Below are 13730 nucleotides of genomic sequence, written 5' to 3'. Positions count from 1 at the left end.
CTTTTCAACGCCCCCCACCCGTTCATCATGAAGCCGCGCACCGTCCGCCTGCTGCTGTCCCTTTCGCTGTCCGGCCTGCTGGCCGCGTGCGGCGGCGAGAACGTGAAGCCCGCGGCGCCGGCCGCGGGCCGGCCGGTCACCGCGGCCAAGCCGGTGAAGATCGGCGTGGCGCTGGGCGGCGGCGCGGCCAAGGGCTTCGCCCATATCGGCGTGATCAAGATGCTGGAAGCCAACGGCTTCGAGCCGGTGGTGGTGTCAGGGACCAGTGCCGGCAGCGTGGTCGGCGCGCTGTACGCCAGTGGCATGAATGCCTTCGACATGCAGCAGAAGGCGGTATCGCTGGACCAGGCCAGCATCCGCGACGTGCGCCTGTTCTCCGGCGGCCTGATCCAGGGCCAGAAGCTGCAGGACTACGTCAACGCGCAGGTCGCCAACAAGCCCGCCGAGCAGCTGAAGAAGCCGTTCGCGGCGGTGGCCACGCAGCTGGAGACCGGCGAGCGCGCGGTGTTCGTGCGCGGCAACGTCGGCCAGGCGGTGCGCGCGTCCAGCGCGGTCCCGGGGGTGTTCGAACCGGTCACCATCGGCGGCAAGACGTTCGTCGATGGCGGCGTGGTCAGCCCGGTGCCGGTGGATGCCGCACGCCAGCTCGGCGCCGAGTTCGTCATCGCCGTGGACATTTCCAGCAAGGCCAGCGGGCAGCGCCCGAGCGGCCTGCTGGGCACGGTCAACCAGTCCATCGCGATCATGGGCCAGCGCCTGGGCGAGCAGGAGCTGGCGCGTGCCGACGTGGTGATCCTGCCGCAGGTGCTGGACATCGGCGCGGCCGATTTCGAACAGCGTGGGCGCGCCATCCTCGAGGGCGAGAAAGCGGCGATGGCGGCGATGCCGCAGATCCGCGCCGGCGTCGCCCGCCTGCAGCAGGCGCACGCGGCCAGCGCGCGCAACGCCGATGCGCGGGCCAGCGCCGCCGCGGCCGAGGCCTACCAGCGCTGCCTGGACGGGCGTTCGCGGCTGGACAAGCTGCGCGGCAAGGAAGGCAGCTGCACCGCGCCGTCGCGCTGAGCGCGGCACGCCGCGGCTAGGACCGCGTGTACTGCAGCTGCACCCAGAGTTTGTCGGCATCGCGGGTACGCACGGCGTCGGCGCTGCGGTAGCGCGCGGCCTTGAGCAGCACGCTCAGGCCCTTGAGCTGCGGCACCGCGCGCTCCCACGACAGGTTGAGTTCGTGCCCGTAGCGGTAGCTGCCGCGATCGCTGCGGAAATCGTGGTACCACGCCTGCGCCTTGCCGCCGGCCAACGGCACCACCACGCCCGCATACGCATCGCGCAGGCCATCGGCGGGCGTGGTCAGGAACTGGTCGGCCCACCCCTGGAAGGCGTGCTTGGTCGCCAGCGGCGTCTGGAACGCGCGATTGCCGGGGCCACCGGCACCGGCGCCGAGCACTTCATAGCCGAGCGTGCTTTCCACCTCGCCGGCGGCATGGCTGGCCTCGCCCAGCCAGTAGCGGCTGTCCAGCGACCACGGGTTGCCGTGGCCATCGACCTGGCGCGCATGTTCCAGCACGTAGCCGAAGGCACCGTGGCTGCCCTGCACGCGCAGGCCGGTGGTGTCGGCCGACAGCGTGCCGCGCGGCGCGCCCGCGGCCACCGCCACGTTCTCCAGGTCCAGGCGGTAGTGGTAGCCGGTGAACGCCAGTTGCGTGCCGGGCGCGAACCGCGCCTGCAGCAGGTGGCTGTCGCCGTGGATGTTGGCGGGCGCGGTGACGCTGGGGACCGGCGGTTGGTCCGGGCCGAACACGGTGTTGATGTTGGTCACGTAGGCGTAGGTCAGCTTCCAGCGCGCGGCCGGCGCCAGTTCCATCATCGCGCCGTCATAGGTCTGCTCGTTCTGGCGCCAGCCCACGCCGCCGACGAAACGCTGGTTGCCCAGGTTGATGCGCTGGCGGCCCAGCTGCACGTTGCCGTGGCCGCCGTCGTAGCGCAGCAGCGCCTGGTTGAGTTCGACGTAGTCCGGGTCGGCCACGGTCGGGTAGCGGGCGCGGCCGTTGCGGGTGTCGTTGAAGCGTTCGCCGCCCAGGTGGGCCACGCCATCCACCTCGCCCAGCGCCGACCAGCCATGCCAGCGCGCGGTGCGATAACCCAGCCGCAGCCGGGCGCTGTGGGCGTCGGCGTCGCGGGCGATGCCGTCCTGCGCGACATGCTCGTAGCGGTAGCGCAGGTCCAGCAACGGCGCTCCGCCGGCATCGGCCGCCAGCGCCGGGGCGGCGACCAGCAGGAGAGGCAGGGCAGCAGCAAGGCGGATCGACATGGAAGTGCTCCGGGTGGGGATGGCGCCATCGTCGGCGCCGGCCCCCGCGACCACCATGACGCCGATCAAGCCAACGGCGATCACAGCTGGATCCGGCGCCAGGCCGCAGTGCGTCGGGCAGCGCCGGCCGGCGTCAACCGCGACCGAGCTGCGACAACGGCAGCGCGCGGAACTCCTTGACGGTACGCAGCACGAAGCTGGAATTCACGTCGGCCACCCCGGTGGCGTCCAGCAGCTTGTCGAGCAGGAACGCCGAGAAGTGGTCCAGGTCACGCACGTAGATGTGCAGCAGGTAATCCATGTCGCCGGTGAGCGCATGGCAGGCCACGACTTCGTCCCACAACTGCACCGCCTCGACGAAATGGCCGATCGCCGCCTGCCCGTGCTTGGACAACTGCACGCGCACGAACGCCTGCAGGCCCAGGCCGATGGCGCGCGGCTCCAGGCGCGCGCCGTAGCCGGCGATCACCCCGTCCGCTTCCAGCCGCTGCACCCGGCGCAGGCAGGCCGACGGCGAGAGGTTCACCCGCGTGGCCAGTTCGGCATTGGTGGCGCGACCCTGCTGCTGGATCTCCGCCAGCAGGCGCAGATCGGTGCGGTCGAGGGAAATGGCGTTCATTTTGTTGCCCCGCAACATTGAATCGACGCAATAATCTTGCGCCATGCCGCTTGCCCAGCGCAATTTCGCACACCTGTTGCGCGGCCGGATTTCTACCATCAGGGCGATCCACTTTCCGGAATGCCGCCATGGACACGTCCCCGCGCCGCGTAGAACACCAGCAGACCGACAAGGGCTATGTGCCGGTCTACACCACCGCCGTGGTGGAGCAGCCGTGGGACGGCTACAGCGCCGACGACCACGCCACCTGGAGCACGCTGTACCGCCGCCAGCGCGAACTGCTGGTCGGCCGCGCCTGCCGCGAATTCCTCGATGCCCAGGACGAGATGGGCATGAGCGAGCACATGATCCCGCGCTTCGACCAGCTCAACGAGGTACTGGGCGCGGCCACCGGCTGGACCCTGGTGGGCGTGGAGGGGCTGCTGCCGGAACTGGACTTCTTCGAGCACCTGGCCAACCGCCGGTTCCCGGTGACGTGGTGGATCCGCCGCCCCGACCAGATCGACTACATCGCCGAGCCGGACCTGTTCCACGACCTGTTCGGCCACGTGCCGCTGTTGATGAACCCGGTATTCGCCGACTACATGGCCGCCTACGGCCGCGGCGGCGTCAAGGCGCACGCCATCGGCCCGGACGCGCTGCAGAACCTCACCCGCCTGTACTGGTACACGGTGGAGTTCGGCCTGATCGACACCGCCGACGGCCTGCGCATCTACGGCGCCGGCATCGTCTCGTCCAAGGGCGAGTCGCTGTATTCGCTGGAGTCGGCGGCGCCCAACCGCATCGGTTTCGATCTGGAGCGGATCATGCGTACCCGCTACCGCATCGACACCTTCCAGAAGACCTACTTCGTGATCGACAGCTTCGAGCAGCTGATGGCGGCGACCGAGCCGGATTTCACCCCGCTCTACGCACGGCTCGCCGACCAGGCGCACCTGCCGGCCGGCGACGTGCAGGACGGCGACCGGGTGTTGCAGCGCGGCAGCGGCGAAGGCTGGGCCGACGGCGGCGACGTCTGAGCGGCGCATCGCGGGACATGCACACCAAAGCGCCGCCCACGGGCGGCGTTTTCGTTGGCAGCTGGCGCACGCCGCGGCTCACCGCGCGGGCACGGGCCGGCGGCCGTACCTGCGGTCCAGGCGGAGGCCGATGACCACCGCCACCACCACCGGCGCCATCCACGGGAACAGCTCGACCAGCAGCGGCGGCACCGCGGCGTGCGCCTGCAGCCACTGCCACAGCGGGCGCATGCCGATGCCGAGGAACGCCACGTGGGTGGCGATGCCCGCGCCCAGCATGGACTGGTAGTGCTGGCGCAGTGCCCAGTCCGGGCGCGACGGGCCGCGACGGGCGAATTTCCACATGCGCCCGCCCACCCACAGGCCGATCGTGGAGAAGCCCAGGAACAGCAGCTGGCCATGGCGGACGCCGACCACCAGCGTGGCCAGCGCCAGCAGCAGCACCGGCCACAGCGCCAGTTTCCAGCCGACGCGCGCCACCAGCCGCTTCCAGTCGCGCTTGTCGGTGACCGCGCGCCACGCCAGCCAGGCGGCGTTGCCGGTGAGGGCCATCAGGTAGGCCAGGAACAGCGCCGACAGCGGCTGCTTGCGGAACCAGGCGTACTCCACGGTGATCGGCAGCGCGGTGGCGACGATCGCCGCCATCGCCAGCAGGTACACCTTGCCCAGCGCACGATGCCGCGGTGAGCCCTTCTTCATCAGCGCCGCCGACCAGAAGCCGACCAGCGCGACCACCCCGGCCAGCACATGCAGCGCGACGAACAACGAATACCCAGGCATGACATCCTCCGATGGCGGCCGGCGGAATGCGGCGGCTGGTGCACAGATTCGTTGCACGGCGTCGGCCACGGCAGTCGCCGTGGTCACCTCCGGACCCTGCCGGAAGTCACTTTCTGCAGCGTCCCCCTTGCCGCCGGCCGGCGCGCCCACCAGCATGCATGCATGGAACTCGGCTCGCAGTCGCGCTGGCGCGGACTTCTCCACCCCCTCAATCTGGCCGGACTGCTCACCTGGTGTGCGGTGGCCTTCACCCTGTCCTATGGCGATACCGCGCTGCTGCCCTGGCGCTGGGGCTGTGCCCTGCTGTTCCTGGCCGCCTTCCTGGTGGCCACGGCGCTGCCGCGGGCGTCCTGGCAACGCGCCACGCTGCTGCTGGTGGAAGCCATTGCGGCGCTGGCGCTGGTACGGCTGGCGCATTACAGCGGGGTGGCGCCGGCGCTGCTGGTGATGCTGGCGGCGCAGGTCGCCGCCACCTGGCCGCTGCGCATCGCCCTGCTGGCGGTCGCCGCGCTGGACCTGGGCATGTACGCCGTGCTGCACGGGGTCAACGCGCATGCCGGGGTGGTGGTGATGATCTTCGCCGGCTTCCAGGCCTTCGCCATGCTGACCACGCACTACGCGCGCAGCGCCGAGCTGGCCCGCGACCGCCTGGCGCTGGTCAACGCCGACCTGCTCGCCACCCGTGCGCTGCTGGCCGAAAGCTCGCGCGACGCCGAGCGCCTGCGGCTGTCGCGCGACCTGCACGATGTCGCCGGGCACACGCTCACCGCGCTGCGCCTGCAGCTGCGCGCGCTGGCTGCGCAGCCGGGCGCACCGGCTGGGCTGGCATCGTGCGAACGGCTTTCCGCCGAACTGCTGGGCGACATCCGCGCCGTGGTGCAGTCACTGCGCGACGGCGGCGGGCTGGACATCGCCACCGCCCTGCACGCGCTGGCCGCGCCGCTGCCGCGGCCACGCCTGCACCTGCAGCTGGACGACAACGTGCGGGTGCGCGACACCGCGCTGGCCGAGGCGCTGCTGCGCTGTGTGCAGGAAGCGCTGACCAACAGCGCGCGCCACGGCGACGCGCAGGTGCTGCACGTCGCCCTGCGGCAGCACGACGGGCGCCTGCTGCTGGACATGCACGACGACGGCCGCCTGCGCGGCGAACTGCGCGAGGGCAACGGCCTGACCGGCATGCGCGAACGCGTCGCCGAGCACGGCGGCAGGCTGCAGCTGCGGCGCAAGCCGGACGGCGCGCTGCACATCCAGGCGGAGTTCACGGCATGAGCAGCGCCCCGCGCATCGCCCTGGTCGACGACCAGGCCCTGATCCGCGCCGGCCTGCGCGCGTTGCTGCAGCAACAGGGCATCGACATCACCTTCGAAGCCGACAGCGGCGAGGCGCTGCTGGCACGCCTGGCGCAGCAGCCGGTGCAGCTGATCGTCTCCGACATCCGCATGCCGGGCATGGATGGCATCCAGGCGTTGCAGGCGCTGCGCGCGCGCGGCGACCTGACGCCCTGCCTGTTCCTGACCACCTTCGACGAGAGCGACCTGCTGCTGCGTGCCACCGCGGCCGGCGCGCAGGGTTTCCTGCTCAAGGACGCCGCGCCGGAAGACCTGCGCGACGCCATCGTGCGCATCGTCGCCGGGCAGACCCTGCTGCAACCGGTCAGCACCGACCCGGTACGCCAGCGCTATCGCTACCACGCCGACGATGCGCCGCGCGAGCTGTTCAGCCAGAAGGAAGTGGCGGTGCTGCGGCTGATGGCCGGCGGCTACAGCAACCGCGAGATCGCCGCCAGCCTGTTCCTGGCCGAGGGCACGGTGAAGAACTACGTCTCGGCCATCCTGGACAAGCTCGACACCCGCGACCGTACCCGCGCGGTGCTCAAGGCGATCACGCTGCGGGTCATCTGAGCGCCGCCGTGCTCAGGGCGCGACGCTGCGCACTTCCACGGTGACGTGCACGATCTCCTCGTGCACCGACAGCGCGCGGTGGAACAGCTCGGCGTCGACACCCGGCACGGTCGCCACTTCCATCGCGCAGGCGAAGCGGCCGCGGCCGACCTGCCAGACATGCAGGTCGCTGATATGGGCCGGCACCGGCCCCTGTTCCACCGCCTCGCGGATCTCGGCCACCACCGGCGCGTCCATCTCCGCGTCGAGCAGCACCCGGCCGGTCTGCCGGATCAGGCCCCAGGCCCACACCGATACCAGCACCGCGCCGACGATACCCATCAGCGGGTCCAGCCACGACGCATTGAAGTACAGCCCGCCGAGCAGCGCGATGATCGCCAGCACCGAGGTGGCGGCATCGGCCAGCACGTGCAGGTAGGCCGAACGCTGGTTGAGGTCGTGCTCATGGTGGCCGTGGGGTTCGTGGCCATGGTGGTGATGTGGGTGGTGATGCCCATGGTCGTGGTGATGGTCGTGCTGGTCGCGCAGCCACCACGCGCACAACAGGTTCACCCCCAACCCCACCACGGCGATGGCGATGGCCTGCTGGTAGTGGATCGGGCTGGGCTTGAACACCCGCGCGATCGACTCGAAGGCCATCAGCCCGGCCACGCCCAGCAGCAGGATCGCGCTGGTATAGCCGGCCAGGATCTCGATCTTCCAGGTGCCGAAGGCGAAGCGCGGGTCGTCGCGGTAGCGCCGCGCGCAGGCGTAGGCGAACGCGGCCAGGCCCAATGCCAGCGCATGCGAGCTCATGTGCCAGCCATCGGCCAGCACCGCCATGGAGTTGAACCACCAGCCGCCGGCGATCTCCACCACCATCATCACCAGGGTCAGCGCCATCGCGCGGCGGGTGTTCTGTTCGGCCATCGGGTTGCCATGGCTGAACGCGTGGCTGTGCTGGCGGGAGCGGGCAAGGGTTTCGGGATTCATGGCGTGACACCTTCTCAGATACCCCCATAGGGTATACGATCCGGCCATGGCCCATATCCAGCGCGACAGGAAGAAGCTGCTCACCCGGGTGCGCCGCATCGCCGGCCAGGTGGCCGCGCTGCAGCAGGCGCTGGAAGCCGGCGACGACTGCGACGCGGTCCTGGTGCAGATTGCCGCCGCCAAGGGCGCCATGCACGGGCTGATGCTGGAGGTGATGGCCGGCCATCTCAGCGACCATGTCGTGGCCGAGGCCGATCCGGCGCGGCGCGCGGACGAGGCCGGGGTGCTGCTGGAACTGCTCAGGCGGCACGCGCGGTGACGCCGCCCGGGCCCGCCGGCCAGGCATGAATGCGGGCTGCCGGGGCACCCCCTGGCGGGCCATGTAAAATGCCCGATTTTTCGGTCAGGACCATGGCGAAAGCTTCCACACGGGCGCCCGTGCTGGGCCCGGCGTTCATTCGCCTGCTGGCCCGCTTCGGCGACGCCGACCTCCCGCGCACGCCGCCGGTGCTGACCGAGCGGCTGGCGCAGTGGTTCGACTGGAACCGCGCCATCACCCTGTCGCGCGCGCTGGACAACCGGCTGCCGGCCCCCGCCGACGGTCCCGCCTTCGACACCGCCCAGGAAGCCGAATGCGCGCGCCTGCGCCGTTCGCTGCTGGACACCATCGACGCCGACGTCGACCTGTCCGCGCCGCGCCGCAAGGACGCCAGCGCCGCCAACATCGACCCCGGCTACCTGCCCTACCGGCAGCACTGCCTGGCCGCGCAGCGCGCGATGCAGGCGGCCACCGGCCTGCTGCGCGGCCGCCTGCGCGACATGCTGGCACTGCAGTCGCCGGCCAAGGCACGCCTGGCCGAGGTCGACGCGGTGATGGAAGCCACGCTCAGCCCGCGCGAACAGGCGCTGCTGGCGATCGTCCCCGGCCTGCTCGGCCTGCACTTCCAGCGGCTGCGCGATGCCGGCGCCCCGGATACCCCCGATACCGCCGCCGCCGACGCGGCGGACGACACTCCCGCTGCTCCCGCCGCCGGCCCCTGGCTGGCACGGTTCCGCCAGGACATGCGCACCGCGCTGCTGGCCGAACTGGACGTCCGCTTCCACCCCATCGACGGCCTGCTCGCCGCGTTGCGCACCCGGTAACCGCCTCTCCATGTCCAGAAACCCCATCGTTCCCGTCGTGTTCCTTGCCGGCCTGCTGGCCGTGTGCTGGATCGGCATCGGCTACCTCGGCAGCCATCCGCTGGCCGCCGCGGTGGCCGCGCTGATCGCCGCGTGCTACCTGGCCGGCGGCTTCGAACTGCTGCGCTACCGGCAGGCCACCGCCACCCTGGTGCAGGCGCTGCCATCGCTGGGCGAGGCCGCCGGCGACCTCGACGGCTGGCTGTCGCGGCTGCAGCCGGGCCTGCGCCATGGCGTGCGGCTGCGCATCCAGGGCGACCGCGTCGGCCTGCCGGCACCGGCGTTGACCCCCTACCTGGTCGGCCTGCTGGTGTTGCTGGGCATGCTCGGCACCCTGCTGGGCATGATGGCGACCCTGCGCGGCACCGGGCTGGCGCTGGAAAGCGCCACCGACCTGGACGCCATCCGCAGTTCGCTGGCCGCGCCGGTCAAGGGCCTGGGTTTCGCATTCGGCACCTCCATCGCCGGCGTCGCCAGCTCGGCCGCGCTGGGCCTGCTGTCGGCGCTGCTGCGGCGCGAACGCGCGCAGGCGGTACAGCAGCTCGACGCGGGCATCGCCACGCACCTGGGCCACCTGTCGCACGCGGTGCAGCGCCGCGAGACCTTCCGCCTGCTGCAGGAACAGAACGCGCTGATGCCGGCCCTGGTCGAGCGCCTGCAGGCCCTGGCCGACACCCTGGAGCGGCAGCAGCACGACGCCGGGCAACGCCTGCAGGCCAGCCAGCAGGCATTCCACCAGCACAGCGAGGCGGCGTGGACGCAGCTGGCCGGCTCGCTGCAGCAGGCGCTGCGCGACGGCATCGCCCAGCAGGCCAACGCCGTCGGTGCCGCGCTGCAGCCGGTGGTGGACACCACCATGGCCGCGCTGGCGCAGAAGTCCGACCGCCTGCAGGCGGCCATTGAACAGGCCGTGCACCGCCAGCTCGACGGCCTGGACAGTGCCGTGCAGGGCACGGCCAGCGCCGCGCGCGAGAGCTGGAGCGCCGCCGTCGCCGAGCAGCAGCGCGGCAACGCGGCACTGGCCGATGGCCTGCAGCAGGCGCTGCAGCAGTTCGCCGCCACCTTCGAGCAGCGCTCGGCCGCGCTGGTCGACGGCGTGGCGACGCGGCTGGAAGACAGCAGCAGCCGGACCGCCGACGCCTGGAACAGCGCACTGGCGCGCCAGCACGACGCCCATGCGGCGCTGGCCGAGCGCAACGAGCAGGCACTGGTGGCCGCCGCCGAACACCTCGACCGGCATGCACGCGCGCTGGTCGACACGCTGGGACAGGCGCACGGCGAACTGCAGGCGGCACTGGCCGCGCGCGACGAACAGCGGCTGGCGCACTGGTCGCAGTCGCTGGCGGCGATGCTCGCCACGCTGGAGGAGAACTGGCAGCGCAACGGCGCGCTGGTCGCGCAGCAGCAGCAGCAGGTGTGCGACGCGCTGGCGCGCACCGCGGGCGAGGTCTCGGCCCAGCTGCAGGCCGCGGCCGGCGGCGCGCTGGAGGGCATCGCCGGCAACGCGCAGGCGCTGACCGACGCCACCGCCGACTTCGCCCGGCGCAGCGAGGCCATGATCGACGCCCTGCAGCGTTCGCATGGCGAACTGCAGGACGCCCTGCAGGCGCGCGACGCCGAGCGCCTGGCGCAATGGCGCGATGCCTTCGCCCAGCTGACCGGCGAATTCGGCCAGCGCTGGGAACACAGCAGCGCCCAGGTCGCCGCGCAGCAGCAGCAGGTCTGCGACACCCTGGTACAGACCACCCAGGCGATCCACGCACAGGCGCAGGCACAGGCGCGCGATACCCTGGCCGAGATCGGGCGGCTGGTCGCCACCGCGTCCGAGGCGCCGCGCGCGGCCGCCGAAGTGGTCGCCGAGCTGCGCCAGAAGCTGTCCGACAGCATGGTCCGCGACACCGCCATGCTGGAAGAGCGCGGGCGCCTGCTGGAGACCCTGCAGACCCTGCTCGACGCGGTCAACCATGCATCGCACGAACAACGCGGCGCCATCGACGCGCTGGTCTCGACCTCGGCCGAGCTGCTGGAGCGCGTGGGCAGCCGCTTCAGCGCGCAGGTCGAAGGCGAGGCCGGGCGGCTCGACGCCGCCGCCGCGCACGTCACCGGCAGCGCGCTGGAAGTGGCGAGCCTGGGCGAAGCGTTCGGCGGCGCGGTGCAGGCGTTCGGCGACGCCACCGGCAGCCTCAATGAACGCCTGCAGGCCATCGAATCGGCGCTGGAGAAATCGCTGGCGCGCAGCGACGAGCAGCTCGCCTACTACGTGGCGCAGGCACGCGAAGTGATCGAGCTGAGCATGCTGTCGCAGAAGCAGATCATCGGCCAGCTGCAGCAACTGGCCGGGACCGGCGACGGGGCCGCCGGCGCATGAGCGACGAGATCGAGTTCGACGCCGAATCCAGCGCCACCACCTGGGCCGCGTTCGGCGACCTGATGTCGGTGCTGCTGGGCGCGTTCGTGCTGATCCTGGCCAGCGTCATCGGCATCCAGCTGCTGCTGCACAACCGCCTGGACGAGGAAGTGAAGCAGCGCCAGGCCGAGGCCGCGCGGCTGAAGACCCTGGAGCAGGCACTGGCCGCGCCGCTGGCGGCCGGCCGGGTGACCGTGATCGACGGCCGCATCGGCATCAGCGGCAGCGTGCTGTTCGCGCTCAACTCCGACCAGCTGCAGCCCGAGGGCCGCGAGCTGCTGCAGAGCATCGCCGGGCCGCTGCGCGACTACCTGTCCGCGCGCGACGAGATCCTGATGGTCAGCGGCTTCACCGACAACCAGCCGGTGCGCGCGGCCAACGCCCGCTTCGCCGACAACCTGGAACTGTCGGCGGCGCGCGCGCTCACCGTCACCCGCACCCTGATCACCGACGGCGTGCCGTCGTCGTCGGTGTTCGCCGCCGCGTTCGGCGCCGAGCAGCCGGTCAGCTCCAACGACGATGAGGCCGGCCGCGCGAAGAACCGGCGCGTGGAGATCGCGCCGATCCCGCGCCACGCGCCCGATGGCAAGGCCGATGGCCGCTGAGGCCGGCGATGTCCACGCGCGGCTGGAAGCCTGGCAGCAGCAGGGCGCCGACCGCATCGATCCGCTGCGCTTCGCGCTGATGCGCGCGCTGGCGCGGCACGCGGCGCGCCACGACGGCGCGCTGCGGCAGCGCCTGGACGCGCGCCTGCGGGAACTGGCCGATGCCTATGCCGCACTGCCACCGCCCACCGGGCTGCCGCGATCGACGCACGCCGCCGGCGCCAGCCCGCTGCGACAACTGCTGGACCGGTTCGGCCAGGCGCGGCCGGCGGCGGCACCGGCGCAGGCCGCCGCCCCGGCTGCACCCGGTGCAGCGGGCGACGCCGGCGACACCGTGCCGGTCGTCGATCTGGCCGCGCCGATGCCGGTACTCGACGAGTTCCAGCAGCTGTGGACCCGCATCCGCATCGACGGCCTGCTGCGACACTGCCTCGACGGCCTGCCCGAGGACGCCGGCCCGCTGCATTCCAGCGTGCTCACCTACCGCGCCATGGCCCTGATGCGCGAGGTCTGCCCGGATTACCTGCAGCATTTCGTCGCCTACACCGACGCGTTGTCTTGGCTGGAGCAGCTCGGCGGCGGTACCGCCGGTGGCAATGACGGCGATGGCGCCGCGGCCGCCCGCAGGCCCACGCGCAGCCAGCGGCGCAAAAAGCCGCAATGACCCACGCACCCGCAGGAGCGCACTTCAATGCGCGACGGGGCCTGACCGGAAGAACTTCATCGCGCACCGCAGCACGCTCCTGCAAACGCGCTCCTGGGCGGACGCGGGCGGCCTGGCTTTCGCCTCAGGTATCGCGGAAGCCGTAATCGAAGGTGTAGTGGTGCCTGCCGTCGACGATGTCGATGGCGATGCGGCCGTGCAGGCCGGCCAGCTCGCCGGTGCCGCTGTCGGGCACCACGGTGAGGTCGAGCCGGGGCGCGCCGCGGTCCATGACACCGTTGTGCTGGGCATGGAAGCTGCCGCGGCGGCCGTCGAGAGTGCCTTCGATGCGCTCGAGGGCGACGTAGGCGCCGGAGCCGGATACCGGCGACATCATCGCCAGCATGTGCACCACGCTGCTGGCGTCCAACGGGCCATGGAAGCGCTTGTCGAAACGCACATGGCCGACGACCGCGCCGCCGCCGATGTCCAGCGATTCCTGCGGGACGCGCGTGATGTCGAACTCGCCCTTGGCCTGCATGACGGGATTCCCGGGTTGGCAAGGAAAGCAGTTTAGGCAGGGACCGCGCATGCCGCCATTGCCGGTGCCGGCGCTACCCGCAAAGCCCACGGTGGACCATCAGCGGAACCAGATCTTCAGCGTCACGTACAGCCCATAACCCAGCGCCAGCACCAGCCACACCAGAAACAGAACGTTGGCCCAGTACGTGCCCGCATGCGCGACCAGCGTATACACCTGCCCGGCGCAGCCCTTGCCGAGGCAAGGTATCTGGCCCCGCACCAGCGCGCGCAGGACGGCGAACAGCGCATAGCCCGCCACGCCGGCGGTCATCAGGAAGCCCACCGGCCCCACCAACCCCTGGGTCGGTGCGCCGTTCTCGTCGAAGGGCGCTTTCTGGAGCTGCTTCTGCCCGAACCGGTACCAGGCCCATCCCAGCAGGAGCAGGGAGGAGTAGTAGAGGAAGTCACGCATGTCGTCGCGGTACCGTGGCCGGCCAATCCGCAGTATGGCGGCAAGCGCAACCGCTGCCTGTGGCGCCCTGCACGGATTGGCGGACACGGTGCCTGCTTCCTGCGGCTCCCGGGCCCGGCGCTGTCCGCGCATGCGCAGGCCGGTCGCCTCCGACCCGCCGTCGCGAAGCGATGCGCTGACCCACCCGCGTTCGTACGCCATGCTGGGAGAACCCGCGCGGCGCCGGGAATGTCGCGGCGAATCCGCAGCGGCAGTGGCGCCCGGGTTCTAGCGGAAGGCACGGGTGTCTGCGTCGCTCCT

The 13730-nt window shown here is 71.5% G+C and carries 15 protein-coding genes; 9 read left to right on the top strand and 6 right to left on the bottom strand.

The genetic code is table 11. The features are described from left to right. The first annotated feature begins 27 nt into the window (after positions 1-27). Positions 28-1062 (top strand): patatin-like phospholipase family protein, encoded by a 1035-nt coding sequence (locus MKP15_RS13490; RefSeq protein ID WP_240213056.1) that lies wholly within the window; start codon positions 28-30, stop codon positions 1060-1062. 16 nt (positions 1063-1078) lie between these two features. On the opposite strand, the gene MKP15_RS13485 is transcribed toward MKP15_RS13490, so the two are convergent. Next, the gene (locus MKP15_RS13485) at positions 1079-2308 is read right to left on the bottom strand and encodes an alginate export family protein (protein WP_240213055.1); all 1230 of its coding nucleotides are present in this window, start codon (positions 2306-2308) and stop codon (positions 1079-1081) included. A gap of 133 nt (positions 2309-2441) precedes the next feature. After that, complete coding sequence (locus MKP15_RS13480; protein ID WP_161614570.1) at positions 2442-2927, bottom strand: Lrp/AsnC family transcriptional regulator; 486 nt, start codon at positions 2925-2927, stop codon at positions 2442-2444. Between the two features lie 128 nt (positions 2928-3055). On the opposite strand from MKP15_RS13480, the gene phhA reads away from it, so the two are divergent. Beyond that, the gene (gene phhA / locus MKP15_RS13475; protein WP_240213054.1) at positions 3056-3946 is read left to right on the top strand and encodes a phenylalanine 4-monooxygenase; all 891 of its coding nucleotides are present in this window, start codon (positions 3056-3058) and stop codon (positions 3944-3946) included. Between the two features lie 78 nt (positions 3947-4024). Here the strand turns inward: phhA and MKP15_RS13470 are convergent, their stop codons facing one another. After that, the gene (locus MKP15_RS13470; protein WP_240213053.1) at positions 4025-4726 is read right to left on the bottom strand and encodes a hypothetical protein; all 702 of its coding nucleotides are present in this window, start codon (positions 4724-4726) and stop codon (positions 4025-4027) included. A gap of 162 nt (positions 4727-4888) precedes the next feature. On the opposite strand from MKP15_RS13470, the gene MKP15_RS13465 reads away from it, so the two are divergent. Both MKP15_RS13465 and MKP15_RS13460 read left to right on the top strand, forming a co-directional pair. Next, on the top strand, positions 4889-5995 hold the full coding sequence (locus tag MKP15_RS13465; protein ID WP_240213051.1) for a histidine kinase: 1107 nt from the start codon (positions 4889-4891) through the stop codon (positions 5993-5995). Next, on the top strand, positions 5992-6627 hold the full coding sequence (locus MKP15_RS13460; RefSeq protein ID WP_240213050.1) for a response regulator transcription factor: 636 nt from the start codon (positions 5992-5994) through the stop codon (positions 6625-6627). Before MKP15_RS13465 ends, MKP15_RS13460 begins: the two co-directional genes overlap by 4 nt. Before the next feature lie 12 nt (positions 6628-6639). On the opposite strand, the gene dmeF is transcribed toward MKP15_RS13460, so the two are convergent. Then, a complete protein-coding gene (gene dmeF / locus MKP15_RS13455) occupies positions 6640-7599 on the bottom strand; it encodes a CDF family Co(II)/Ni(II) efflux transporter DmeF (RefSeq protein WP_240213049.1) in 960 nt (319 codons plus the stop codon). Between the two features lie 46 nt (positions 7600-7645). On the opposite strand from dmeF, the gene MKP15_RS13450 reads away from it, so the two are divergent. From MKP15_RS13450 to MKP15_RS13430, 5 genes are all read left to right on the top strand, one after another. Continuing rightward, positions 7646-7918: a metal/formaldehyde-sensitive transcriptional repressor gene (locus MKP15_RS13450; RefSeq protein ID WP_104940024.1), complete on the top strand. Its 273-nt coding sequence runs from the start codon at positions 7646-7648 to the stop codon at positions 7916-7918. A gap of 92 nt (positions 7919-8010) precedes the next feature. Beyond that, the gene (locus tag MKP15_RS13445; protein ID WP_240213047.1) at positions 8011-8742 is read left to right on the top strand and encodes a DUF3348 domain-containing protein; all 732 of its coding nucleotides are present in this window, start codon (positions 8011-8013) and stop codon (positions 8740-8742) included. A gap of 10 nt (positions 8743-8752) precedes the next feature. Next, positions 8753-11149 carry a DUF802 domain-containing protein gene (locus tag MKP15_RS13440; protein ID WP_240213046.1) on the top strand — a complete coding sequence of 799 codons (2397 nt, stop codon included), beginning with the start codon at positions 8753-8755 and terminating at the stop codon, positions 11147-11149. Continuing rightward, positions 11146-11793 (top strand): OmpA family protein, encoded by a 648-nt coding sequence (locus tag MKP15_RS13435; protein WP_104940027.1) that lies wholly within the window; start codon positions 11146-11148, stop codon positions 11791-11793. Before MKP15_RS13440 ends, MKP15_RS13435 begins: the two co-directional genes overlap by 4 nt. Then, positions 11783-12457 carry a DUF2894 domain-containing protein gene (locus MKP15_RS13430; protein WP_240213045.1) on the top strand — a complete coding sequence of 225 codons (675 nt, stop codon included), beginning with the start codon at positions 11783-11785 and terminating at the stop codon, positions 12455-12457. The genes MKP15_RS13435 and MKP15_RS13430 overlap by 11 nt, the downstream gene beginning before the upstream one ends. Positions 12458-12581: 124 nt before the next feature. On the opposite strand, the gene MKP15_RS13425 is transcribed toward MKP15_RS13430, so the two are convergent. Both MKP15_RS13425 and MKP15_RS13420 read right to left on the bottom strand, forming a co-directional pair. Next, on the bottom strand, positions 12582-12977 hold the full coding sequence (locus MKP15_RS13425) for a DUF3224 domain-containing protein (RefSeq protein ID WP_054668490.1): 396 nt from the start codon (positions 12975-12977) through the stop codon (positions 12582-12584). A 99-nt stretch (positions 12978-13076) separates the two neighbouring features. After that, positions 13077-13631 (bottom strand): hypothetical protein, encoded by a 555-nt coding sequence (locus tag MKP15_RS13420; protein WP_240213043.1) that lies wholly within the window; start codon positions 13629-13631, stop codon positions 13077-13079. Positions 13632-13730 lie beyond the last annotated feature (99 nt).

It is taken from the genome of Stenotrophomonas sp. Y6, from assembly GCF_022436665.1.
GTDB lineage: Bacteria > Pseudomonadota > Gammaproteobacteria > Xanthomonadales > Xanthomonadaceae > Stenotrophomonas > Stenotrophomonas acidaminiphila_A.
Note: the sequence above shows the minus strand (reverse complement) of the source record. Positions and strands in the feature narration are given on the sequence as shown.